Annotated in this window: 20 protein-coding genes; 6 read left to right on the top strand and 14 right to left on the bottom strand. The window is 62.1% G+C overall.

Annotated features, from left to right (window positions below):
- The first annotated feature begins 409 nt into the window (after positions 1–409).
- The 6 genes from FBY02_RS21230 to FBY02_RS21205 all read left to right on the top strand — a co-directional run bounded on the left by FBY02_RS21230 (position 410) and on the right by FBY02_RS21205 (position 6,376).
- Positions 410–1,504 (top strand): ABC transporter ATP-binding protein, encoded by a 1,095-nt coding sequence (locus FBY02_RS21230; protein WP_041023712.1) that lies wholly within the window; start codon positions 410–412, stop codon positions 1,502–1,504.
- Positions 1,504–2,613: an ABC transporter ATP-binding protein gene (locus FBY02_RS21225; protein ID WP_144930124.1), complete on the top strand. Its 1,110-nt coding sequence runs from the start codon at positions 1,504–1,506 to the stop codon at positions 2,611–2,613. Before FBY02_RS21230 ends, FBY02_RS21225 begins: the two co-directional genes overlap by 1 nt.
- Entirely contained in the window at positions 2,610–3,476 is an 867-nt protein-coding gene (locus FBY02_RS21220) for a carbohydrate ABC transporter permease (RefSeq protein WP_041023710.1), read from the top strand. Before FBY02_RS21225 ends, FBY02_RS21220 begins: the two co-directional genes overlap by 4 nt.
- A 10-nt stretch (positions 3,477–3,486) precedes the next feature.
- Positions 3,487–4,287: a carbohydrate ABC transporter permease gene (locus FBY02_RS21215; protein ID WP_047700612.1), complete on the top strand. Its 801-nt coding sequence runs from the start codon at positions 3,487–3,489 to the stop codon at positions 4,285–4,287.
- A 10-nt stretch (positions 4,288–4,297) separates the two neighbouring features.
- Positions 4,298–4,570 (top strand): DUF2160 domain-containing protein, encoded by a 273-nt coding sequence (locus tag FBY02_RS21210; RefSeq protein ID WP_047700613.1) that lies wholly within the window; start codon positions 4,298–4,300, stop codon positions 4,568–4,570.
- 63 nt (positions 4,571–4,633) lie between these two features.
- Complete coding sequence (locus FBY02_RS21205) at positions 4,634–6,376, top strand: ABC transporter substrate-binding protein (RefSeq protein ID WP_041023707.1); 1,743 nt, start codon at positions 4,634–4,636, stop codon at positions 6,374–6,376.
- 189 nt (positions 6,377–6,565) lie between these two features.
- On the opposite strand, the gene FBY02_RS21200 is transcribed toward FBY02_RS21205, so the two are convergent.
- The 14 genes from FBY02_RS21200 to FBY02_RS21135 all read right to left on the bottom strand — a co-directional run bounded on the left by FBY02_RS21200 (position 6,566) and on the right by FBY02_RS21135 (position 22,718).
- Positions 6,566–7,507, bottom strand: a complete 942-nt coding sequence (locus FBY02_RS21200; RefSeq protein ID WP_144930123.1) for an alpha/beta hydrolase — start codon at positions 7,505–7,507, stop codon at positions 6,566–6,568.
- 118 nt (positions 7,508–7,625) lie between these two features.
- Positions 7,626–8,417: a ChbG/HpnK family deacetylase gene (locus FBY02_RS21195; RefSeq protein WP_144930122.1), complete on the bottom strand. Its 792-nt coding sequence runs from the start codon at positions 8,415–8,417 to the stop codon at positions 7,626–7,628.
- Complete coding sequence (locus FBY02_RS21190; protein ID WP_144930121.1) at positions 8,395–9,567, bottom strand: GNAT family N-acetyltransferase; 1,173 nt, start codon at positions 9,565–9,567, stop codon at positions 8,395–8,397. Before FBY02_RS21190 ends, FBY02_RS21195 begins: the two co-directional genes overlap by 23 nt.
- Before the next feature lie 5 nt (positions 9,568–9,572).
- Complete coding sequence (locus tag FBY02_RS21185; protein WP_144930120.1) at positions 9,573–10,262, bottom strand: N-acetyltransferase; 690 nt, start codon at positions 10,260–10,262, stop codon at positions 9,573–9,575.
- Positions 10,263–10,340: 78 nt separating this feature from the next.
- Positions 10,341–11,030 carry a GNAT family N-acetyltransferase gene (locus FBY02_RS21180; RefSeq protein ID WP_144930119.1) on the bottom strand — a complete coding sequence of 230 codons (690 nt, stop codon included), beginning with the start codon at positions 11,028–11,030 and terminating at the stop codon, positions 10,341–10,343.
- Positions 11,027–12,970 (bottom strand): hypothetical protein, encoded by a 1,944-nt coding sequence (locus tag FBY02_RS21175; protein ID WP_144930118.1) that lies wholly within the window; start codon positions 12,968–12,970, stop codon positions 11,027–11,029. The genes FBY02_RS21180 and FBY02_RS21175 overlap by 4 nt, the downstream gene beginning before the upstream one ends.
- A 245-nt stretch (positions 12,971–13,215) precedes the next feature.
- A complete protein-coding gene (locus FBY02_RS21170) occupies positions 13,216–14,520 on the bottom strand; it encodes a lipopolysaccharide biosynthesis protein (protein ID WP_144930117.1) in 1,305 nt (434 codons plus the stop codon).
- On the bottom strand, positions 14,517–15,521 hold the full coding sequence (locus FBY02_RS21165; RefSeq protein WP_144930116.1) for a polysaccharide deacetylase family protein: 1,005 nt from the start codon (positions 15,519–15,521) through the stop codon (positions 14,517–14,519). The genes FBY02_RS21170 and FBY02_RS21165 overlap by 4 nt, the downstream gene beginning before the upstream one ends.
- Before the next feature lie 11 nt (positions 15,522–15,532).
- Positions 15,533–16,669, bottom strand: coding sequence for a glycosyltransferase family 2 protein (locus FBY02_RS21160; RefSeq protein ID WP_144930115.1), 1,137 nt, complete (start codon positions 16,667–16,669; stop codon positions 15,533–15,535).
- Positions 16,662–17,621: a glycosyltransferase gene (locus tag FBY02_RS21155; protein ID WP_144930114.1), complete on the bottom strand. Its 960-nt coding sequence runs from the start codon at positions 17,619–17,621 to the stop codon at positions 16,662–16,664. The genes FBY02_RS21160 and FBY02_RS21155 overlap by 8 nt, the downstream gene beginning before the upstream one ends.
- Positions 17,618–18,988: an O-antigen ligase gene (locus FBY02_RS21150; protein WP_144930113.1), complete on the bottom strand. Its 1,371-nt coding sequence runs from the start codon at positions 18,986–18,988 to the stop codon at positions 17,618–17,620. The genes FBY02_RS21155 and FBY02_RS21150 overlap by 4 nt, the downstream gene beginning before the upstream one ends.
- Positions 18,985–20,088, bottom strand: coding sequence for a glycosyltransferase family 4 protein (locus tag FBY02_RS21145; protein ID WP_144930112.1), 1,104 nt, complete (start codon positions 20,086–20,088; stop codon positions 18,985–18,987). Before FBY02_RS21145 ends, FBY02_RS21150 begins: the two co-directional genes overlap by 4 nt.
- Positions 20,085–21,677: a Wzz/FepE/Etk N-terminal domain-containing protein gene (locus FBY02_RS21140; protein WP_144930111.1), complete on the bottom strand. Its 1,593-nt coding sequence runs from the start codon at positions 21,675–21,677 to the stop codon at positions 20,085–20,087. Before FBY02_RS21140 ends, FBY02_RS21145 begins: the two co-directional genes overlap by 4 nt.
- A gap of 15 nt (positions 21,678–21,692) precedes the next feature.
- Complete coding sequence (locus FBY02_RS21135; protein WP_144930110.1) at positions 21,693–22,718, bottom strand: polysaccharide biosynthesis/export family protein; 1,026 nt, start codon at positions 22,716–22,718, stop codon at positions 21,693–21,695.
- Between the last annotated feature and the right edge of the window lie 7 nt (positions 22,719–22,725).

The following is a 22,725-nucleotide window of genomic DNA, read 5'->3' as shown; positions in this document are numbered from 1 at the left end:
GCAGAAGCTGTTCTTATTGTTGTGGTGAGTTTCGCACAGACTCCTTGTGCTGGGGCAGGTCTAGGTGTGACTTAGTCACGTCCCCCTGTGGGAGCGGGCTTGCTCGCGAAAGCGGTGGGTCAGATACATAAATGTCGACTGATACACCGCTTTCGCGAGCAAGCCCGCTCCCACAGGGATTGCGTCCGGCCCGGCTATAGCGTTCATTCATTGTTGTTCATAATTGTTCATTGTCAACCGGCGAATTGTTCAGTTGTTCAGTCATGTTTGTTCACTTGTGTTCATCCGTGAACGTGTTTTTCCTACGGAGATCGCCAAAATCCAATGAATTCAGCTGGTTGAGATTTCTGGCACGCCTTTCGCTTTTAATCTTCGGTCGCTTGACTCCAAAAAATAAAAAGGCCGAGCCATGTCATTAACGCTTGAGCACATTTGTCGCACCGTCGAGGGCCAGACCTGGATCGACGATGCCAACCTGAATTTCGAACCCGGATCCTTCAACGTTCTGTTGGGCCGCACATTGTCCGGCAAGACCAGCCTCATGCGCCTGATGGCCGGCCTGGACAAGCCCGACAGTGGTCGCATCCTGATGAATGGCGTTGATGTGACCAATCGTCCGGTGCGGTTGCGCAACGTGTCGATGGTCTATCAGCAGTTCATCAATTACCCGACCATGACCGTTTTCGAAAACATCGCCTCGCCCTTGCGCCAGGCCGGTGTGTCCAACGAGGTGATCCAGAGCAAGGTGCTGGAAACCGCGAAGATGCTGCGGATCGAAAAATTCCTGAAGCGCCATCCACTGGAGCTGTCCGGCGGCCAGCAGCAGCGTACTGCCATGGCCCGCGCGCTGGTCAAGGATGCCGAGCTGATCCTGTTCGACGAGCCGCTGGTGAACCTGGACTACAAGCTGCGTGAAGAGCTTCGCCAGGAAATGCGCGAACTGTTCCAGGCTCGCCACACCATCGCCGTCTATGCCACCACCGAGCCCAACGAAGCGTTGGCCCTGGGCGGCACCACCACGATTCTGCATGAAGGCCGGGTGATCCAGAGCGGCAAGGCGGCCTCGGTCTATCACCAGCCGCAAACTGTGCTGGCCGCCGAGCTGTTCTCCGAGCCGCCCATCAACCTCATGCCGGGACGTATTGCCGGTAATGAAGTGAGCTTCGCCAATTTCGTGCACTTCCCGCTGAACGTCGACCTGCGCCCGGTGGGCGAGGGCGAATTCCGTTTCGGTGTGCGCCCCAGCCACATCTCGCTAGTGCCGAGCAACGACGACGACCTGGAACTGGCGGTGACCGTCGAGGTGGCCGAGATCAGTGGCTCGGAGACCTTCCTGCACGTGCGCAACGAGCACTTTCTGTTGGTGCTTCACTTGCCTGGCGTGCATGAGTACGACGTCGATGCGCCGATCCGCATCTACATCCCCACCCACAAACTGTTTGTCTTCGATGCTCAGGGCAAGTTGGTTCAGGCCCCGGGCCAGCGTATTGCGAGGGTTGCCTGATGGCCGAAATTCATTTGCAGAACCTCGCCCACAGCTACACCAGCACTCCGGCGGGCCCCGAAGATTATGCGATCCGCGAGATGAACCATGTCTGGGAGCAGGGCGGCGCCTATGCGTTGCTCGGGCCTTCGGGGTGCGGTAAGTCCACCTTGCTCAACATCATTTCCGGTCTGCTCAGCCCCTCCGAAGGCCAAGTGAAGTTCGACGACAAAGTCGTCAACGACCTGAGTCCGGAGCGGCGTAACATCGCCCAGGTGTTCCAGTTCCCGGTGGTCTACGACACCATGACGGTGTTCGATAACCTGGCGTTCCCGCTGCGCAACCAAGGCATGGCCGAAGCGCGAATCCACACCAAGGTGCAGGAAATCGCCGAAGTCCTCGACCTGCAGAACCTGCTGGACAAGAAGGCCCGCAATCTCACCGCCGATGAAAAGCAGAAAGTCTCCATGGGCCGCGGGCTGGTGCGCGACGACGTGTCGGCGATCCTGTTCGACGAACCGCTGACGGTGATCGACCCGCACCTGAAATGGAAGCTGCGGCGCAAGCTCAAGCAGATCCACGAGCAGTTCAACATCACCATGGTCTACGTCACCCACGACCAGTTGGAAGCCTCCACCTTCGCCGACAAGATCGCGGTGATGTACGGCGGCCAGATCGTGCAGTTCGGCACGCCCCGGGACTTGTTCGAGCGCCCGAGCCACACCTTTGTCGGCTACTTCATCGGCAGCCCCGGGATGAACCTGATCGAGGTCACCGCGCAACCGGGCGGCGTCGGTTTCGGCTCGACCCATCTGCCATTGTCCGAAACCCTGCAAAAGCGGGTGGCGGAAGCTGAAGGCAAAACCTTGAAAGTCGGTATCCGCCCTGAGTTCGTTCACGTCTGGGAAGGCCCCTACGACGACGCGATGCGCGCAGAAGTGACGCATGTCGAAGACCTGGGCACCTACAAGATCCTGACCCTCAACCTCGATGGCGCGTCGCTGAAGGTGCGTCTGGCCGAGGACAAACCGGTGCCGGAAGGCACGGCGTATATCAGCTTCCCGGCCCAATGGCTGATGGTGTACGCCGATGAATATTTGTTGGATTCGTCGAGTGAGGTGCAGCCATGAACAAGGTGCAGAACAACAAGGCCTGGTGGCTGGTGTTGCCGGTGTTCCTGCTGGTGGCTTTCAGTGCCGTGATCCCGATGATGACCGTGGTCAACTATTCGGTGCAGGACATCTTCGACCAGTCCAGCCGCTACTTCGTCGGTGCCGACTGGTACAAGCAGGTGCTGATGGACCCACGGCTGCACGACTCGCTGCTGCGCCAGTTCATCTATTCGGCGTGCGTGCTGCTGATCGAAATCCCCCTGGGCATTGCCATCGCCCTGACCATGCCGACCAAGGGCAAATGGTCGTCCCTGGTGTTGATCATCCTGGCGATCCCGCTGCTGATTCCATGGAACGTGGTCGGCACCATCTGGCAGATTTTCGGCCGCGCCGATATCGGCCTGCTCGGTTCGACCCTCAACGCCCTGGGCATCAACTACAACTATGCGGCCAACACCATGGACGCCTGGGTGACGGTGCTGGTGATGGACGTCTGGCACTGGACTTCGCTGGTGGCGCTGCTGTGCTACTCCGGGCTGCGGGCGATCCCGGATGTGTATTACCAGGCGGCGCGGATCGATCGGGCGTCCAACTGGGCGGTGTTCCGGCACATCCAGTTGCCGAAGATGAAGAGTGTGTTGCTGATCGCGGTGATGCTGCGTTTCATGGACAGCTTCATGATCTACACCGAACCGTTCGTGCTTACCGGCGGCGGCCCGGGTAACGCCACCACGTTCCTGAGCCAAACCCTGACGCAGATGGCCATCGGTCAATTCGACCTGGGCCCGGCGGCAGCGTTTTCCCTGGTGTACTTCCTGATCATTCTGTTGGTGTCGTGGCTGTTCTACACCGCCATGACTCACTCCGACGCCAACCGTTGAGGCCCGCACGATGAGCAATAAAAAGCTGATTCCGTTGCTGCTCTACATCCTGTTCCTGCTGGTGCCCATCTACTGGCTGCTGAACATGTCGTTCAAGAGCAACACTGAAATTCTCGGCAGCCTGACCCTGTGGCCGCAGGATTTCACTTTCCACAACTACAAGGTGATCTTCACCGACCCGAGCTGGTACACCGGTTACCTGAATTCGCTCTACTATGTGAGCCTGAACACGGTGATTTCCCTGTGCGTGGCGCTGCCGGCGGCTTATGCCTTCTCGCGCTACCGGTTCCTGGGGGACAAGCACCTGTTCTTCTGGCTGCTGACCAACCGCATGGCGCCACCGGCGGTGTTCCTGTTGCCGTTCTTCCAGCTGTATTCGTCCATCGGGCTGTTCGACACCCATATCGCCGTGGCCCTGGCCCACTGCCTGTTCAACGTGCCGTTGGCGGTGTGGATCCTCGAAGGCTTCATGTCCGGGGTGCCGAAAGAAATTGACGAGACCGCCTACATTGACGGCTACAGTTTCCCCAAGTTCTTCGCCAAGATCTTCATCCCGTTGATCGGTTCCGGCATCGGCGTGACGGCGTTCTTCTGCTTCATGTTTTCCTGGGTCGAACTGTTGCTGGCCCGCACGCTCACCTCGGTGAATGCCAAGCCGATCGCTGCGGTCATGACCCGCACCGTCTCGGCCTCGGGTATCGACTGGGGCGTGCTGGCGGCGGCGGGGGTGTTGACCATCCTGCCGGGCATGCTGGTGATCTGGTTCGTTCGTAACCACGTGGCCAAGGGCTTTGCCCTGGGTCGAGTCTGAGGAGTCGATGATGGAATGGATGAACTGGACCGTCCCCACAGCGGTATTTTTTGGGGTTATCGCCTTGTTCCTGGTAGGCATGACCACTTGGGAGTTGCGTTCGCCGAGCATTCCTCGGCGTGGTTTCCTGCCGATTGCCACGACCCGTGGCGATCGGTTGTTTATCGGTCTTCTCGGTAGCGCCTACCTGCATCTGCTGGTAATCGGCGCCACCGACTGGAGCATCTGGATAGCGTTCGCGTTGTCTTTGGTGTGGCTGTTGGCAGTGATGCGGTGGGGCTAGTGGCCGTACAGGCCACGTCGAAGGTTCGACGATCAAGCTCTTAAACCCAAACAGGAGGTCTCTATGTTCAATAAAAACAATAAGCTGCGACATAGCGTTTCATTGGCAGCCGCACTGGCACTCAGCGGGTTGAGCGCTGTGGCCTGGGCTGACGCCTATGAGGACGCCGCTAAAAAATGGATCGGCAGTGAATTCAAGCCGTCAACCCTGACAGCCGAGCAGCAGCTTGAAGAACTCAAGTGGTTCATCAAGGCCGCCGAGCCGTTTCGTGGCATGAAGATCAACGTGGTGTCGGAAACCCTCACCACCCACGAATACGAGTCCAAGGTACTGGCCAAGGCCTTCACCGAAATCACCGGGATCCAGTTGACCCACGACCTGCTGCAAGAAGGCGACGTGGTGGAAAAGATGCAGACGGTGATGCAGTCGGACAAGAATATCTATGATGGCTGGGTCAACGACTCGGACCTCATCGGTACGCACTTTCGCTACGGCAAGACCGAATCGATCACTGACCTGATGGCCAATGAAGGCAAGAACTTCACTTCGCCGACCCTGGACATCAAGGACTTCATCGGTACGTCGTTCACCACCGCGCCGGATGGCAAGCTCTATCAACTGCCCGACCAGCAATTCGCCAACCTCTACTGGTTCCGCGCCGACTGGTTCGAACGTCCGGACCTGAAGGCCAAGTTCAAGGAGAAGTACGGCTACGAGCTGGGTGTACCGGTGAACTGGTCGGCCTATGAAGACATCGCCAAGTTCTTCTCCGAAGACGTCAAGGAGATCGACGGCAAGCGCGTCTACGGCCACATGGACTACGGCAAGAAAGACCCGTCCCTGGGCTGGCGCTTCACCGATGCCTGGTTCTCCATGGCCGGTGGCGGCGACAAAGGCCTGCCCAACGGCTTGCCGGTGGACGAGTGGGGCATCCGTGTCGAGGACTGCCATCCGGTCGGTTCCAGCGTGACCCGTGGCGGCGATACCAACGGCCCTGCGGCCGTGTTCGCCACCACCAAATACGTGGATTGGCTGAAAAAGTACGCGCCACCGGAAGCGGCGGGCATGACTTTCTCCGAGTCTGGTCCGGTACCGTCCCAGGGCAACATCGCCCAGCAGATTTTCTGGTACACAGCGTTCACCGCGGACATGACCAAGCCGGGCCTGCCGGTGGTCAACGCCGATGGCACACCGAAATGGCGCATGGCACCGTCGCCGCGCGGCCCGTACTGGGAAGAGGGCATGAAGCTGGGGTATCAGGACGTGGGTTCCTGGACCTTCATGAAGTCCACGCCTGAGAAGCAGAAACTTGCGGCTTGGCTTTATGCACAGTTCGTGACGTCGAAAACCGTGTCGCTGAAGAAAACCATCGTTGGCCTGACGCCGATTCGCGAATCGGACATCAACTCCCAGGCGATGACCGACCTGGCGCCGAAGCTCGGTGGCCTGGTGGAGTTCTACCGCAGCCCGGCCCGCGTGCAATGGACCCCGACCGGGACCAACGTGCCGGACTATCCGCGTCTGGCGCAGCTGTGGTGGAGCCACATCGCCGAGGCGGCCAGCGGCGAGAAGACTCCGCAACAGGCACTCGACGGCCTGGCCAAGGATCAGGACGCGATCATGACCCGTCTGGAACGCTCCAAGGCCCAGGCCACGTGCGCGCCGAAAATGAACCCGGAACGCGACGCGCAGTACTGGTTCGACCAACCGGGCGCACCAAAGCCGAAACTGGCGAACGAGAAGCCTAAAGGCGAAACCGTGAGCTACGCCGAACTGCTGAAATCGTGGGAGGCAGCCCGCAAGTAAGCGCTCAGCAGTAAATGAACGGCACCGAAAGGTGCCGTTTTTTTTTGTGCGCCATGGAAAGCACTGAAGCGACCACAAACCTCCAGGCACACGCCGGACCCTGTGGGAGCGAGCCTGCTCGCGATGACGTCAGCCCATCCAACATCGAACCAGCAGGCTAACTCCACAGCCAGGGTTACAGCAATGTCATCAGCCTGCCTTGACCTTGCTTGCCTGGGGGCCTCCGGCCATGGGGGTTGGCCGGGCTTTCACCAGGGTATCCAGCGCCTGCCGATAGCTCTTGCCGGCCAGGCTCATGCTGTTGTTGTGGGTTCCCCCAGGCACCAGCAGCAGGTGCTTCGGCTCATGGGCCGCCTTGAACAGTTGCTCGCTGAAACGCGGCGCAACGTAGTTGTCCGCCGCGCCATGCACCACCAGCAGCGGCATGTTGATTTCGGGAATCTTGTCGATGGAGTCGAACTTCTGCGACAGCAACCAGCGCACGGGCAGGGAGGTATCCGCCATGGCGGTCGCCACATCGCCCAGTGAGGTGAACGTGGATTCGATGACCAGGCCTCGGGCCGGCACGACGCTACCCTCTTTCTCGGCCTTCTGGCCCAGTTCGGCGGCGAGGTCCACCGCGACGGCGCCGCCCAGGGAGTGACCGTAGATCAGCCGCAGAGCCGGGTCCGGTTGCAGCACTTCAAACCGCTCCCAGGCGATCCGCGCATCCTCGTAGACGCTGGCCTCGGACGGCAGGTCGCCATGGCTCTTGCCGAAGCCACGGTAATCGATCGCCAGCACCGAAAAGCCCAGGGCGTGCAACTGCTGGATGCGAAACAACTGGCCAGTCAGGTTCCAGCGCACCCCATGCAAATACAGGATCGCCGGCGCGTTCTTGCGTTCGGCCGGCCACCACCAGCCGTGGATATTTTCCCCGGCCTTGAAGCTTTTGGGCTTGAGGTCGAACTCCTGCACGCTGCTCGGAAGGCCGCTGAACCAGCTCGCCGTCCCCGGCTCGATGCGAAAGACCAGCTCCCGCTCCTTGTGCTGTAACACCGCACAGCCCACCGGCAAGCCGACCAGCATCGCAGCCATGCACAGATAGGCGAGCCAGCGCCGCCGACGGCGTGGAAGTAAAGAGGAAGGCATCGAGTTATTCACCGCGCAAGACAAAACTGCCTTTTAACAGATTCGCTGGAGCAACGGAGGGTTTTTCGGACCGCTGTCCTGGCATACGAACGATCAAGCCTCTATGGCACAGGGCGCACTACGCATCCTCGACCTGCAACAGCTCAAGCGTCCGCTCAGTCTTGCCATACCCCACCTTCGGCACCCCCGCCAGGCACTGACCCAGCACCTGGGTCAACGAGCAGCCAGGGGGCAGGTAGGCGTCGCCGAAGTCACCGTTCAGTTGCATTGGGTGAACAATCACTTCCAGCAAACCATCGTCCGGTGCTGCGGCATGCAGCAAGTCGGCTGGCACGCAGACGTAGTCGGCCGTCGCGCCGCATAAACGACGCAGACGGCGGTTGAGCAGGGTCTTGAAGATGCGCTTGGGTACATTCAGGTTTGCTCCGAGGTTGCGCGCCAAGCGAATGGGCACCTGTTGCTGCGCAGCGAAGCGCGCCACCAACTCTCCGATGGGCCAGATGTTATGTACGTGCTGATGGGAGTCGAGGTGGCTTGGGCGCAATCCGTGATCCAGGCAGCATTGCCATTGGGCCTGTAGTTCGTCCTGTATTGCGGCGCGGTCCTTTGCGCCCAGATGCAGGCAATAGCGTGACAGGCTGAAGTTGAACCGGCCATTCTCATCGCATAACGCGGGGCGCGACTTTATGGCCTGGCTCAACGGCTGACCATGGCTGAGATTGAAATGCAGGCCGATGCGCCCTTCGAGGCGGGGCTGCCGGGCCATTACACACGCCTGTTTGAAACCCGGCATATTGGCCATGATGGTGGCAGAACTGATCAGCCCTGCTTCGAAGGCTCGAACGATTGTCGCGTTTTCGCTGAGGCACAACCCGAAGTCGTCAGCGTTAATGATCACGTGGCGGGGCATGTGCGACCTCCTGTTCCTTGGGGATAGAGGGGGGCTCTGTCGCGGTGGTTTTTTTGGACGAGGGTTTGGGAAGCCAGGGTTTAAGACTTTTCCAGAGTCGTAAGGCGAACCCGAGGATCAGGCCATCGGGTTGCCAGGAATAAAAACTCCAACGCCAGTGCTCCAGTTGTCCGGTCATGCGTTCGTGCAATTGATGGCTGGAATTATTGAGGCTGACCCGTGACGCATCGATCCATCGCCAGTTTTCGTCCAGCCCCCAGCGAATCCACTCTTCGAGCAATACCCGGCCACTGCCCAGGTCGGCGTGCTGCGGCAGGAACGCCAGGTTGTAATCGTACAAGCGGCCTTGGTCCAGCAGGCCGAGGCGATAGCTGATGCATTCGCCATTCAGTTCCAGCAGCACCACCCGCACCAGGCCCTGGGCGGCGAGGGCGGTGAAGGCGTGGTTCATCCATTGCCGACGCCTGGGGTCGGAGAAGATGCCGACACCTTCCTCGCCTTTCCAACTGGCGGCCTCGACATCGGCAAGCGCCCGCAACAGTTGCCCCATGCTGATGGCGTCCGGCGTCACCCGGCGGATTTCGGCACCGCACGCGGCGATCCGCTTGCGCGCCCGGCGCAGCTTGTAGCGTGGGTCGCCAGAGACTTCCTGATGATCGCTGTCGCTGATCAAGTGCACCGGAACCCGGCAACTGAGCCGCCGCTCCCCGGTGGAGCTCAGTGCCATCCAGGCGCTAAGGGCGCTTTGCTCGCCGACCGGCTCAACCACTTCATTGAGTTGCAACATCGCATGGGGCACTTGCTGACGGATCTGCATCAGCGCCTGGCCCATGCCATCGGCGTCCAGGCGCGCCAGCAGGGCGATGCGGTCGGCCAAGGGGTAACCCAAGTGATGCAACACCCGGAACCGCAATCCGCCGATACGCTCGCGTTCGGAAACCAGGGGCAGGCACAGAGACAAGTCCTGGTCTTGCCAGCCCAGTAACACATGCAATTGCTGATCAGGCAACAGGGCGAACTCTGCCGCCTGCAGCCAGGCCAGGGTGTTGAACGGTGTTGCGTCGGCCACCTGGGTTCGCAGCTGTTCATAAGCTGATACAGGAAAGTCCTCCGCGCCCAGGGAGCGACACCATTGGAACCGAATGGTCATGGACGTCAGGCCGCCGCAGTGGATGGAACCGGCTTGGCCGGTTTACGAAAGGAGTCCAGGATCGAGCCGGTGTAAAACGTGTCACGGAAGAACCGCCAACGGCCGAACAGACAATACATATGGGTGATCTGGCCGCGCTCCTGATAGTCCATGCGCAGATGCATCTTGACGGCTGGAATGTTGCGCAGCTCGAAGACGTCGACCACTTTGTCGCACCCCTGCTCGGCCATGGCTTTCCACAGATCCAGCTGGAGATCCACCGATAGCCGGGTCCCCCAGTAAGCCTGGTACAGCTCGGCGCCGAACTGGAAGAACTCACCCGGTTTGACCGGAAACCGGCAGCGAAAGAAATGGCGGTCGAAATAGTCCCGTATAGTGCCCCAGATGAAAGCGACGTTGTCGCCTTTGTCGTCCAGGTACATGAACCCGGTATGGCCCTCGGCAGCCAGTTCGCGCATGGTCTCGACCCGGTCGCCAAAGTACGCGGCGAAGGCATCGGCATTACCGGTGGTAATGACTTCCCGGCGCAGCGGCGGATAGGGCCTGAGGTGGTTGGGCGGTATCGGACTGACCAGATCGCGTTCCATCCACACCAGTTGTTCGTGTAGACACACATAGTGTCTGCACAGCTGATTCAGAACGGCGCGCAGACCTCTTGTCCGAATTCGATCAAGCAATTTTCGCAGAACGTTCATGGTGCCTCCTGGCGGGGGGGGCGGATTGGGAAAGAACCCATCGCGAGTGCTCGCGATGGGGATGGATCGCCATGGACTTCAGGCCGGCGCAGCCGATGCAAGCGGCGCGGCCGGTTTACGAAAGGCGTCCAGTGCCGAGCCGCGGTAGAACGTGTCACGGAAAAACCGCCAGCGACCGAACAGGCGGTACACGTGGGTGATTTTGCCGCGCTCCTGGAAGCCCATGCGCAGGTGCATCTTGATGGCCGGAGTGTTTTGCAGATCGCAGACGTCGACCATGGTGTCGCAGCCGCTGTCCGCCATGATTTTCCACATTTCCAGCTGCATGTCCGCCGATATACGGGTACCCCAATATGCACGGATCGCCTCGCCACCGAACTGAAAGTACTCACCAGGTTTGATCGGAAAATTGCAACGATAGAAATGGCGGTCGAAATAGTCTCGCGTACTGGCCCAGGCGAAACCCACGGTGTCGCCCTGCGCATCCAGGTACATCAAGCCTGTGTAGCCTTCGGCCGCCAGCTCGCGCATGGTTTCGACGCGGTTGCCGAAGTGCCGGGCAAAAGCATCGGCATTGCTGACCGTGATGAACTCCAGGCGCATCGGTGGGTAGGGCTTGAGGTTATGCGGGGGGAGTGGGGTCCGTACATCGTGCTCCAGCCACACCAGTCGGGTGTGGAAAAACACGTAACGCCTGAACAGCTGTCTGAGAACAGCGCGCAGGCCTTTTCTTTGAATGCCATCACGTAACGCTTGCAGAACGCTCATGGTGCCTCCTGACGGGTGGCGGGTGGGGGGAAAGAGGGAGCGGTCCAGCCCAGGGCAAACACGGTTTCTCCTGGCAGGAGAAAACGGATCTGCCCGGCCTCGCAGTTGAACGGGGCGCTGCGGCTTTGGTCGTCGGGGCCGAAATACACCAGCTCCGCTTGCGCCTGGGGACAGGGCACGCCGTCCAGGCTGACCTGTTGCGGGCGCGTGCTCTTGTTCACGCCCAGCAGGCTGCGCTTCGCGTCGGTGGCCATGGCCAGCGCGTCGACTTCGAAGGCGTCGTTATCCAGGCGTAGCACCTGGTTGAGCCAATGTTGTTGGATGAATTGCTGGGCCAGGCCCACCGGCTTGAGTTCGAAGCGCTGGTTGTCCAGCAGCCGCATCATGCCTTTGGGGTACTCAGGTTCGTCGGCGAGCATGAACCAGTTGAGCATGTCCAGCCAGCCGTCGGCCGAGGCGTTGATGACCACGGACGTCCACCACAGGGCGGCGTAGTGGGTTTCCTGGTCGTAGGGGCTCAGGCTCGAGCCGCTGGACATGTTGGTCTGATCCAGCAGCAGGACCTTGCGCGGTCGTCCGTTATTATCCAGGCCCACCAGACGGGCGGCCTGACGCACACTGTGGCGGTACACTCGGGTAGCGAGCAGGTCGCGGATCATCCATTCATGCCAGGCCAGGGCGTCGATCTGGTCATCGTGCTTGGCCAGCAGGCGTCGCGCCCAATCGATCCCACGCCGATCAACGGCGTTTTCCGCCAAAGGACCATTGGTGAACCGGGAACTGGGCGGTATGGTAATGCGCACACCGGTACGGGCATTGGCGGGGGTGGCGCGCACCTGATCGACCATGCTCTCGAACACCTGCTGGTAGCTGGCGAAATCCGGGTAGTTGAGGTTCGGCTCATCGGCGAAACTGAGGTAGTGGATGCCTTTGCCGCCCAAGGCTTGGGTCGCCTTGAGCCAGTTTTGCAAACCGTTGTTGCTGACTCGGTCGGCCTGCAGGTCGGCCTTGCGCGCGCTACCGGCCAGGAGGGTGACGTCCTGGGTAATGCCGAAGCGGTCCTGGTACAGGCGCCGAAACTTATTTTCATAGTCCGGCCTGTCCGCGATGATGTCGACCAGGCTGTAATAACTGGCGGCCTGGGGCTTGAGGGCTTCGATCGCCGGGTAGGTCGATGGCGGGGGCACGACGTAGGGCAGGTAGGCCCCCAGTTTCGGGGTTGTTCCCAGGACATCGCCATAGAGTTTCAGGCGCGCCTGCCCCGGGTCCTGGCGCAGCGGTTGCAGATGCGCCGGATCCTGGGCGAACAGGTTCGCCGTGCCATCCAGCCAGAATGCCGCCTTGCCGTTACCCTGCAATTGCAGACGCCAGGTTTGCTCGACATTGGCGACGGGCAGGGCGATTTGATCGAACTGCCAATAGGCCGGGTACGGCTTGAGGTTCAACTGAAGCTGTTTGCCGTCGGCGACGCGCCGGGCTCGCAGGCTGCGCACGCCGCCGTGGAACTTGCCTGCCAGCACGGCCTGTTCGCCGGGGGCGACTTTGAAATACAACTCATCGCCGTCGTGGGTTTCGACGCTGAAATGCACCTTTGCCGGTGCGAACAGCGCCTGGGTACGCGCATCATGTTCGACGCTGTAGCGACGGAAGCTGTAGCCGGGAATTTCCAGGCGATAGCTGGCGGCGCCCGGCAGCAAGGGCCACTGTTGTTCGCCACGCTCCTGGACTTTCTTGATCAAGCGCTTCCCCACCAGGCGCCCCTGGCCGTCGAGCAGGTAGAGGTGTTCCGAATTGGCATTGGCCTGCCAGGCCGGCACCCAGCGCACGGTCACGCTGTCCGGCCGGTCGGTCTGCAGATACAGGCTGCCATCACGGATGCCGGTCCAGGACATGGAGGCGCCCTGGGCTGAAAGTGTCAGGGCCCAAAGGCATGCAGCCATTATCCAGCACCGCGCCGACCCCATCGCGAGCAGGCTCGCTCCCACCCTGGATCTGTACCGGCCGCGGATACTGTGATCGACACCAGGCCCCTGTGGGAGCGGGCTTGCTCGCGAAAGGGTTGTCACATCCAGCATCTGTACAGGCCGCGCCGCCGCTTTCGCGAGCAAGCCCGCTCCCACACGGTTCGGTGAGATCCCTGTGGGAGCGAGCCTGCTCGCGATGGCGGACTGAGGGGCGACGAAGCTCATGCCGATTTCCCCATCAGCATCTGCCGCATCGGCAACAGGTCGCTGGGCAGGATGATCAACGTCTGCCACAGCGCCACGCCGCTGAGACGGCAATATATCGCCAGCAACGCCAGGGTCACTCCCAGGTACGCGATGGAGGACGAGGCAGCGGCGCCGACGATGCCGTAGCGGGGAATCAGCAGTACGTTCAGCGCCAGGTTCAACAACGCCCCCACGCCCATCAGCAGCGATACCGTGCCGGGCCGGTTTTTGCCCAGCAGGTCCAGGCGCAGGATGCTCGCGTAGCACAGTCCGAACAGCCCTGGCAGCAAGGCCAGCAAGGCCGGGTAAGCCGGTTGGTAGGCCACGCCGAACAAGATCACGATCAACCATTCGCCGATCAGCGCCATAGCCAGGCAGGCGCCGAGCATCACCGTGGCGGTCAGGCGCAGCGCCAGGGGCGTCAGGCGCTGCATGTCGCGGTCCTGTTGCAACAGGCGTTTCATCAGCGGGGTGGTCACGGCCTCCGGTACGATCAGCAGCAGCTCGGCGGCGGCGCTGGCCATGGCGTAATGACCCAGGGCGGTGCTGCCCAGCAGGGCGCCGATGAACAGGTAGTCCGAGCGCAGCATTACTTGCTGGAACAGCAGGTCCGGATGGCTGCGGGCACCGTAGCGCAGCAGCTCGCCCTGGCTGGCACGGTTCCATTGCAGCGACACATCGTGATCGCGCCGCAACCAGACCCAGCCGGCCAGCACCACCAGGCTCAAGCCCGTCAGCCAGCTGATCAACGCCGCTTCCAGGGCTGCGTCCTTCCACATCCAGAACAACGCCAGGAACAACAGCAGCGGTGTCAGGGATTCCATCAGGCGCAAGGCGTTGAAGCCGCCCACGCCGCCTGAGGCATTGTGCAGCGTCAGCAGGCCGCTCTTGAGTACGCTCAACGGCACGGCGAGCAACAGCAGCCAGGCCAGCAGACCCAACTGGGTGGTGATATCCAGGTCGGTACCGAACTCCCGCGCCAGCGCCACGACCAACAGGGTCAACAACCCGGCCAACAGGCAACCGAACACCAGCACCTGGCTGAGCAGCAGCCCCATCGAACGCTGCTGCGCCGCCTGATAACCCACGGCGGAGTTCAGGCCACCGCTGGTGGCGGCGCTGATCAGGTCCGGCAGGGTGCTGAGCAGGGCGAACAACCCGCGTTCGCTGGGCCCCAGAATGCGTGCCAGCAACACGTTGCGCAGCAGGCGCAGGCCGATCATCGCCAGGCTCGTGCCCGTGCTCAGCACCAGGTGCTTGATGTAATGCGCTCGGCTCATGAACGTGTCCCTCGACGTATGCGCCAGGCCAGCAGTTCGGGATGAAGGGCATTGCGCTGGCTGACGCCGAAGCGCGGCACGTTCAAGGGGTCGCCGTCGTTGCGATAGAGCCCGGCCTCGGTGCCCAGGGCGAACGAAAAACCGTGGGCCGCCACTTGGTGGCGGACGCGCTCGTCGTGATCGCCATTGGGATAGCAATACACCGGCAACGGTTGGGCGCAGGCGTTTTCCAGGGCTATCCGGCTGCGACTCAGTTCTTCATGCAGGCGTTGATCGTCAAGCTTGGTGAGAATCGCGTGGCTGGCGCCGTGTGGGCCGAAGCGCACCAGGCCCGAATCTTCGAGCATGCGCACCTGGGTCCAGTCCAACGCCTGGGGCTGGGCGCCATGGGGACAGGTGTCGGTGAGGTCGCTCAGGGTTTGCGGATCGAGGGTCTTGAGGCTTTGCAGATAATGCAGCAATGACAGGCTGCGGCGTTCGTCGTCCAGGTCATCGAGCATCACCGGCAGCGGCCGTCCGGCTTGTTGCAAGTGTTCGATCAGCGCCAGCCGCGCCACTTGGCCGTGACTGCCCCACAGGGTTTCGCCGATGCTTTCCCACCAGAAGTGCTGGCGACTGCCAATGAAATCGGTTGAGAGGAAAATACTGGCGGGTACCTGATATTGGCGCAGCAGGGGAAAGGCATTCATGGCGTTGTCGCGCCAACCGTCGTCGAAGGTCAGGGCGACCCGGGGACGGTCCGGAACGGTGGCTGGGTCGGCCAGTAGCAAGGTCATCAGGGGCACGCATTCGAAGTACCGTTGCAGCCAGATCAGCAAGTGCTCGAAGGCTTCCGGCCCCACGCACAATTCGTTGCGATGGGGCAGTTCGGCGGCGCGGTCGTTGCTCAGTACGCGATGCAGCATCAGGATCACGCCGGCACCCCGCAACGGGCCGCGGCCCAGGGCCGTGTTCAGGTACAGCCAGCCGCCGGTGAGTTTGAAGACTTGTTTGATCGACATCGGTCACCTCCTCAGCGGTTCTGCTCGGGATTCCATTGGCTGTAGCGCCGGCCTCGCAGGAACTGCCACAGGCCGATGCTCATGCCCGCCAGCGTCACCAGCACGAACGCCGCCAGGCGGAAGGGCCGGGGCAAGCGGTGGTGCATATCCAGCAGGCCAAGCAGCGCCATGGCGTAGCCGAGTATTTGGGCGGCCAGGCTCAGGCGATAGAACCCCTGGTCGCTCCACAACCAGAGGTTGCTGAGCAGCAGCGGCAGCAGCAAGACCGGCGCCAGGCGGCGGATCAGCTTATGGCTGATCAGCCCGATGGCGTACAGACCATGCCGCAGCGGATTGAGCAGCGCCCGGCGCTGGGCCAGGCTCTGCAGGCCTCCGACGGTGACCCGCTGGCGCCGGCGAAACTGCTTGTCGGCCTCGTCCACGCCCTGGTCGATCACTCGGGCCTTCGGCACATAGACGATGGATTTGCCAGCGGCCGGTGCGCAGGTGCTGAGGAAGAAATCATCGTTGACCTGGGCCGGGATCGGCTCGAACAGCTCCCGGCGCAGTGCCAGCAGCGCACCATCGGCTGAAACCATGCAGTCGGTACGGCTTTCCAGCCGTCGCAGCCAGCCTTCGTAGTGCCGGTACAGGCTGTCGCCCAGGCTCAGGCCCTGGCCCGGCACGGGGATTTCCATGTGTCCGGCACAGGCGCCGACCTCCGGATCGCCCAAGGGGGCGAGCAAATGGCCGAGGGTGTCGTGGCTCCATTGGTTATCGGCGTCGGTAAAGACCAGGATCTCGCCGCTGCTGTGGGCCACGCCGGTATTGAGCGCCGCGACCTTGCCCTGGCGGGGCAGGTCGAGCACGGTGATGCGCGGGTCGATTACCTTGCGCGCGCAGGCCACCGTGTCGTCGCTGGAACCGTCGCTGGCGAGAATGATCTGCAGCGAGCGCGCCGGATAATCCTGGGCGAGCAAGGTGCGCAATTTGTCTTCGATGTGCCGTGCTTCGTTGTGGGCGGCGATGACGATGCTGATGTCCATCGGCAGCGCCTTGCCGTAGTGCCGGACCGGAAACAGTGGTGTCAGCAGGCTCAGCATCAGCGGGTAGCCGAGGTAGGCATACACCGGCAGCAACAGGCAGCCCCAATAAATGAATTCAGCCACGGGCAGGTCTCCTGACGTTCCAATGACAAAGGTTGAGCAACAACGCGGCACCGGTCAGGTGCAGGCGCACCCCGTGCAAGGCCCATAGCTGCAAGGTCAGGCGCGGGTCGCGCCGGCTTTGGCGCAGGCTGAGGAACAACGGCGGCAGCGAGGTGATCAGCAACAGCATCAGCGCCAGGCGCAACTGACCCTGGAGCGAGGCGACCAGCGCCAGCACATCCAGCCCCCAGGCCGCGATGGACAGCACCGGGAAACGCAGCAGGCGCAAGCTCGGACCGTGGCTGCGCAGCAATTGCAAATGACTGCCCTGGCGCCACAATTCCTTGCTCATCCACTCGCGCCAACTGCCTTCGTAGCCCCAATGCAAGGCCACGCATTCGTTGACCAGCAACAGTTGCGCGTCGATCTGGCGCAGGCGCAGGGAAAAGTCCTTGTCCTCGCCGGTGCGCAGGGTTTCGTCGAAGCCGCCGACCCGTTCGAACCACGACCGACGCATCAGCAGGTTGGCGCTGGGCAGCCACTGTACCCGGTGCAGGCGGTGGGCACCGGGACGCTGGCTGCGACGCTGCCAGGCTTCGGCGAACCAAGGGGCCTGGCGGGGCGTGTTGAGGTCCAGGCCCAGTACATCGCCCTGGTGCCCCTCCAGTTCCAGCAGCAGCTTGAGCCAGTTGGCCGGCATCTCGATGTCGGCGTCGATGAACGCCAGCCAGTCGCCATGGGCCGCCGCCGCGCCGCGGTTGCGCAGGGCACCGATGTGCACGCCCGGCACAATCAACACCCGCGCGCCCAGTTCGTTGGCGATGTGCGGCCCATGATCATCGGAGCCGTTGTCCACCACGATCAGCTCGCACTCCAGCTGTGCCTGGCGAGCGGCTTCCTGGGCCGCCCGCAAGGTACGGCCGATGTGCCGGGCCTCGTTGTACATCGGGATCACGATGCTGACCCGGTTCATGGGCGCGCCTCCTTCGGCGTTGCCTGTTCGGCCTCCTGGCGCAACACGGAGGTCAAGGCGAGCATGATCCATAGCAACTTGTGGTTCGGCGCGCTGAGGAACGTCAGGAACAGCATCAGCGAGAGAAAACTCGTGCCCAGGTGCGTCAGCAGATCCGCCTGCGCCCAGTCGCGGCGTGCGAGCCAGAGCCGGCGGGCCTGCAGCAGGTTGTACAGGCCCAGGCCCAGCATGCCGACGAACATCAGCCCGCCCGGAATGCCGATTTCACTGAAGATCTCCAGGTAGGTGTTATGGGCCCGACGATACAGGTCCCCCAGCTTGCGATTGGCCGAGAACGCCTTGGCGTAGCCGGTGGGCGCATAGTGCAGCGGGAAGGTGCCGGGGCCGGTGCCGAGCACCGGGTTCTCGCGGATCATCTGGCTGCCCACCACGATGTACGAAGCACGCCGGCCGAGGGATTCGTCCTTATAGGCATTGACGCCGGCGCTGAGGATACTCAACGACTGGATACGTGCGATGTAGCCGGCCGGCATTACGGCGACTGCCAGCGGCACCAGCAGCGCCAGCCCGAGCATGGCGAATCCCAGGTGCCGTGGACGGACACGCGGCAGTTGCGCGCGATAGTGATACAGCCCGATCGCCAGGCTGAGCAGGAGCACCACCAGCCCCGAACGCGATTCAGTCTTGGTCATGCCACCCAGCAGCAACGCCAGACAACCCATCCAGAACAACCGTTGCAGCAGGTTCGGTCCGCGCACCACCAGCAGCAACGCCAGGGGCATGGTAAAGGCGATCAGCAGGGCGAAGGCGTTCGGGTCTTCCAGCAGGCCCGAGGCGCGACCCTGATCCTGATATTTGGCGGAAAACATCGCCAGCAGGCAGGTGGCGCCGACACTCAGCGTCATCACGCGGCAGAACAAGTCGAGGTTCAGTTCGCGGCCGATCAACAGGGTGATGACGAACAGGGTCAACCCCACGCTCAATTCGCGCAAATGGGTCATCGACAGCTCCGGGCTGTCCGACAGGTACAGGCTCAGGCCATACAGCATCATGAAGCCGATCAGCGGCCGCCAGATATTGCTGCGCAGGCGTGTGCCTGGGATCTGCTGCAGGGCCAGTTGCAGCATCAGGATCAGTACCAGTGCCAGGCCGAAGAATTTGCTGCCCGAGAGCGGGTTGTCCTTGAACAACCCTTCGAACGGGACCAGCGCAGCGATGCCCAGCAGGCCCCAGCCGGGTTTGCGATAGAGCGCGGCGACACCCACCAGGCCCAGCACCGCCCCCGGCGCCAGAAACGGATACGGGCTGGCCAGCAAGGCCAGGCAAACCAGCCCCAGCAGGCTGACGATCGAGAGTGGGACAATCATGGGCGAGCCTCCCGTGCCGTACGGATGTAGAGCTGCGACCAGCGTTCGGCCAGCGTGCGCAAGTCGTAGCGGTCCTGTTGGGTGCGGCGTGCGTTATCGGCCAGGATCTGCGCCAGGGGCGGTTCGCTGAACAGCGTCTCGATCTGCCGAGCCAGGTCGGCGCTGTCGGCCGGTGCGGCGAGCAAACCGTTGTGCCGGTCCTGTACGACATCGGGAATGCCGCCGACGCCGAACGCCACCACCGGGACCCCGGCCTGCATGGCCTCGAGCAGAATCATCGGCGTGCCTTCGGTGCGCGAACTGATCACCAACGCGTCGAGGCGACTCCACCAGGCGTTCATGTCGGTCTGGTACCCGGGCAGTTCGATGCGGGTGGGCAGCCCGGCATCGGTGATGCGTCTGAGCAGGGCCTGGCGTTCCGGGCCGTCGCCGAGCATCACCGCGTGCAGCGACGGGTGCCGCTGGCACAGGGGGATCATGGCGTCGAGGAACAGGTCCGGGCCTTTCTCGCTGCTCAAGCGGCCGACGTAGCCGACCCGCCAGCGCTGGCCGTCGTCGCGATGAGCCACAGGCGCCGTGGGTGTCGGCAAGCCATTGGGGATCACCGCGACTTTCTCCGCCCGCACGCTGGCCTGGCGGTGCAGCACGGCGATGCTTTCGGCGACGCAGACCACGCGCTTGACCGACGCCGTGCGGCACAGTTGCAGGCTCAACCAGGTGTAGAAACGCTGCTTCGGGCTGCGCGGCGTGAACCCGTGCTGGGTGATCACCAGCGGCAGGCGCAGCAACGTGGCCGCGGTCCAGCCGAACAGCAGCCCCTTGAAGTTATGGGTGTTGAGCAGCGGTTGTTCGCCGCGCCGTTGGCGCAAGTGCTGCAACAGCTCGCCCCAACTCCCACAGTGATGGCAATCGACCCCGGCCTGGCGAAAGCGCGCGATCAAGGTCGGCGGCGCCGCGAGGAACAGCACCTGGTGCTGTCCCGGGGTCGCCAGGCAATGATCGAGCAGCATCCGCTCGGCCCCGTAGAAGCCGCCGCTGTCGAGCAAATGAATGATCGGCAGGGGGCTGCTGCGGTGGGACGGGCCGAACGGCGCGTTCAATTGCGCACCCAATGGACCAGGCTGGGCAGCGTCCAGTTGCGATGCGGGTTGATCTGGTCGGGAGACTGCTCGTTGATCACCAACAGCACCGGTACATCCAGTTGCTGGCTGATCTGCGCTGGATGCTTGAAGCGATGGTCGAAGAACTCACGCACGTAGACCAGGGCAATTGCCAGCAACAGGCCGCTGAACAGGCCGAACGGGATGATCAGCATCGGCTTGGGGAAGGCCGCGGCGGTCGGTTCGAAGGGCGGGCTGAGCACGCGGGCGTTGGACAGGTCGTTGTCCAGCGAGCGGGCGGTGCTGGCTTCGGCGAACCGTTGAGCGTAGGTGGAGAACGCCGCATGCAGGGCGTTGATTTCGGTGTCCATCTGCTGCAACTTGCTCTGGGCTTCCTGCAACTGGTGGATGCGCCCCTTGAACGCAGCGATGCGCTCGACCTTCTGATTGATCACCGAACTGACCACCGCCAGGTCGGTAGTGCGCTCCTGGATCCGGTTGTTCACCACCTTCAGAAATTGCTGGCGGGTGCGCACGATCTGTTCCCGAGCCAGCAGCATCGGTTCGCTGCCGGGCTGGAAGATCGCCAGGTCATTCATGTAGCGGCTGACCTGGCTGGTCAGTTGTTCACCCAACTGTTTGATTTCCCGGTCTTCGAAGGCGATGTTGTCCACGGTAGTGGTGAAGGTGAAGGGAAAGGTGTAGTCGTTGAACTTCGAGCTGTTCGCCGCCGCCAGGCTGGTCTTGAGGTAATCGAGCCAGCGCTGGCTTTGCAGCAGGCGATCCTGGTACAGGTTCAGGGCCTGCTCTTCAGTGTTGATGGCGTTCAGGCGGAAGGTGATTTCCTCCTTGGGATCAGCCGAACCGACGCCTTCGAGCAATGCCAGCCGATTGCCTTCCAGACCGTCGAGGCGATTCTGGTATTGGCTTTTCTTCTGTTCATAGAAGGTTTGCGGCAACTCGATCGATTGCAGTTCCTGGCGGCCGCTGAGGTAGTTCTGCAGCAGTTGCGCCACGAACCGGGTGCCTTGCTGTGGGTCGCCGAAGCTGTAGACGATGGAAATGACATTGGAGCCGGGCAGGGTCTCGATCTTGAGGTTGTCGACGGCTTCGTCAGTCAGCGAATCGAGCACGGTGTCGCGCACCGGATCGACCTCCAGCCCCAGGCCATCGCGCAATGGATTGATCACGTACTCGCGCAACGGCGTGGTGACGTAGCGTTTGAACGGTTCGCTCACCCATTTGTTGAAGATGCCGGGGCTGGGGTTGTACTCGCCCTGGTCGCGCAGGGTGCTGATGGTCTGCCGGATCAGCGCCGGCGAACGCAGGATATTGCTCTCGGTTTCCATGTCCGCCAGGGACGGTGGAACGAAGGTGGCGTTTTCCTGGTTCAACGACGTGGTAGCGTCGCCTTGGGAGAGTTTTTTCGACTGTACGATCACTTGGGCGGTGATATCGAAACTCTGTTTGAGCATCAATGGCAGCGCCAGGGCAATCACGGCGAAGACCAGGAAGATGCGCTTCACCCACTGTTTGTTGGCGAAGAAGATCCTGAAGAACTCATGCAGGTAGTTTTCCTTGGGACTCATGATCGATCACCTGGCTCAGTTGCTGTTGCTGCTTTTGTTGTCGAGGCGGTAGCCGAAGCTGACCCCCATGCCCTGGAACAGCACCACGTCGGCCAGTTGCCTGGCGAGTTCGCCGGCGCTGGCAAGCTTGGTCTTGGGCACGAAGAGCATGTCTTCCGGCTGCAGGTAGGCAATCTGCGAGGCGTCGCCGCTCAGGGCTTTTTCCACGTCGTAGTGACGGGCTTCGACCTGATTGCCGTTGCGACGCATGATCACCACCGAGTCGAGCCGCGCCTTGACGTTTGTACCTCGGGCCAGGGTCAGTGCTTCGAGCACGGAGATTGGCCGGCGAATCGGGTAGGAACCGGGTTGGGCCACTTCACCGAGGACATAGATCTCATTGCCGGCGGTGGACTTGAGCAGCACGTCCACGGTCATGTGGCCGGGCAGTTGGGCGTAGCGCTCGTTGAGGAAAGTTTCCAACTGGGTGACGGTCATCCCTTGCAACGGTACCGAGCCGATTTCCGGGAAGCTGGCGTAGCCATCCCGGCCCACGATGATTTCCCGGCTCATGCCGGTGGCCGGGTGGATCAAGGTGTTGCGCAGGTTCGTCTCGTTAGACAGCGGGCTGGTCACCAGCACCGTCAACTGGTTGCGATTGGGCTGGAACAGCATTTTCTGATCGTAGGCCCGTTGCACCGCCAGGCGCGCTTCGTCGGTGGTCATGCCGGCGATTTTCACCGACGTATTGGCCCCCGGCAGTTCGATACTGCCGTCGGGCATCACCAGTTGTGAGCCGTTGAGCTGGCTGGCGGCCGTGAAGCTCAGGGCCACCTGGTCGCCCGGCTGCACGCGATAAGCCTGGGGACTGGTGATGCCGATGTGAAAGATCACATCGAGCACATCCTGGGGCCGCAGGGTCTGTTCGACCTTGGGCATGTCGGTGGCCTGGGCATTGGCCGGCGCGGCCGTAATGATCTGCACTGGCATCGAGCGGGTATCGCTGGTGCTGGAGCAGCCGGCAAGCGGCAGCAACAGCAGGACAAGCATCTTGGCGTTCATCTCGTCA

Source organism: Pseudomonas sp. SJZ078, assembly GCF_007828255.1.
GTDB lineage: Bacteria > Pseudomonadota > Gammaproteobacteria > Pseudomonadales > Pseudomonadaceae > Aquipseudomonas.
Note: the sequence above shows the minus strand (reverse complement) of the source record. Positions and strands in the feature narration are given on the sequence as shown.

Coding starts and splice junctions, on each gene's coding strand:
- FBY02_RS21180 (WP_144930119.1), bottom strand. CDS start 11,030: ATGAGCGTTCTGCAAGCGTTACGTGATGGCATTCAAAGAAAAGGCCTG.
- FBY02_RS21150 (WP_144930113.1), bottom strand. CDS start 18,988: ATGATTGTCCCACTCTCGATCGTCAGCCTGCTGGGGCTGGTTTGCCTG.
- FBY02_RS21175 (WP_144930118.1), bottom strand. CDS start 12,970: ATGGCTGCATGCCTTTGGGCCCTGACACTTTCAGCCCAGGGCGCCTCC.
- FBY02_RS21210 (WP_047700613.1), top strand. CDS start 4,298: ATGGAATGGATGAACTGGACCGTCCCCACAGCGGTATTTTTTGGGGTT.
- FBY02_RS21205 (WP_041023707.1), top strand. CDS start 4,634: ATGTTCAATAAAAACAATAAGCTGCGACATAGCGTTTCATTGGCAGCC.
- FBY02_RS21195 (WP_144930122.1), bottom strand. CDS start 8,417: ATGCCCCGCCACGTGATCATTAACGCTGACGACTTCGGGTTGTGCCTC.
- FBY02_RS21185 (WP_144930120.1), bottom strand. CDS start 10,262: ATGAACGTTCTGCGAAAATTGCTTGATCGAATTCGGACAAGAGGTCTG.
- FBY02_RS21190 (WP_144930121.1), bottom strand. CDS start 9,567: ATGACCATTCGGTTCCAATGGTGTCGCTCCCTGGGCGCGGAGGACTTT.
- FBY02_RS21140 (WP_144930111.1), bottom strand. CDS start 21,677: ATGAGTCCCAAGGAAAACTACCTGCATGAGTTCTTCAGGATCTTCTTC.
- FBY02_RS21165 (WP_144930116.1), bottom strand. CDS start 15,521: ATGTCGATCAAACAAGTCTTCAAACTCACCGGCGGCTGGCTGTACCTG.
- FBY02_RS21200 (WP_144930123.1), bottom strand. CDS start 7,507: ATGCCTTCCTCTTTACTTCCACGCCGTCGGCGGCGCTGGCTCGCCTAT.
- FBY02_RS21220 (WP_041023710.1), top strand. CDS start 2,610: ATGAACAAGGTGCAGAACAACAAGGCCTGGTGGCTGGTGTTGCCGGTG.
- FBY02_RS21215 (WP_047700612.1), top strand. CDS start 3,487: ATGAGCAATAAAAAGCTGATTCCGTTGCTGCTCTACATCCTGTTCCTG.
- FBY02_RS21225 (WP_144930124.1), top strand. CDS start 1,504: ATGGCCGAAATTCATTTGCAGAACCTCGCCCACAGCTACACCAGCACT.
- FBY02_RS21230 (WP_041023712.1), top strand. CDS start 410: ATGTCATTAACGCTTGAGCACATTTGTCGCACCGTCGAGGGCCAGACC.
- FBY02_RS21135 (WP_144930110.1), bottom strand. CDS start 22,718: ATGAACGCCAAGATGCTTGTCCTGCTGTTGCTGCCGCTTGCCGGCTGC.
- FBY02_RS21170 (WP_144930117.1), bottom strand. CDS start 14,520: ATGAGCCGAGCGCATTACATCAAGCACCTGGTGCTGAGCACGGGCACG.
- FBY02_RS21155 (WP_144930114.1), bottom strand. CDS start 17,621: ATGAACCGGGTCAGCATCGTGATCCCGATGTACAACGAGGCCCGGCAC.